This is a genomic window from Mesorhizobium sp. M7A.F.Ca.US.007.01.2.1, assembly GCF_003998165.1.
GTDB lineage: Bacteria > Pseudomonadota > Alphaproteobacteria > Rhizobiales > Rhizobiaceae > Mesorhizobium > Mesorhizobium ciceri.
Genome location: NZ_RZQP01000526.1, coordinates 1 through 514, shown reverse-complemented (window position 1 = coordinate 514; position 514 = coordinate 1). Strand labels below are relative to the sequence as shown.

General features: G+C 58.6%; 1 protein-coding gene. It reads left to right on the top strand.

Translation table 11 applies throughout. The features are described from left to right. Window positions 1–239: 239 nt before the first annotated feature. On the top strand, window positions 240–514 hold a 275-nt coding region (locus tag EN949_RS36320; protein ID WP_127371999.1), incomplete at its 3' end, for a hypothetical protein.

Here is a 514-nt window from a genome sequence, read left to right as displayed (position 1 = left end):
GCCAACTGTCCGCTTGAAGCGGAGTTTCTAAAGCAAGGGGCACAACTTTTTACGATTTCGCCTCGATGGATTCGCTATTCCGATTTCAGAGGCGAGCCGATGGTTTTTGAGCTGTCCGGCAACTCGCTTGCGAAATAGGATTAGCCCCGCCACCTCTCGGCAGCGGGCCGCCGCCAGGGCTGCCTGTGCAACAAAGGCCGTCGATCTGCGTTGAGGCTCGTCTCAGTGGAGCTTCGACAATGGATCCGGCAACCGCAGCAGTACTGCTTTTACTCTCTTGCAGCCCAGGCGAGGCTGTCGTCTGCAGGCCCATTGATGCCGCGCCGACCACATATGCGTCGCTTGACGTGTGTAAGGCATCTCTGAAAGACAGGCTCGCAGGTGCGCCAAATGGGGAAATCGTCGGACGATGTCATCCCCTCGACGAGACTGTCACCGGTTCCCTGCCCGCCGGGTACACCACCGTTGTTGTCACGCGCGGTGTTGGGAGCAACGCCGTCAGCAATAGCTACAT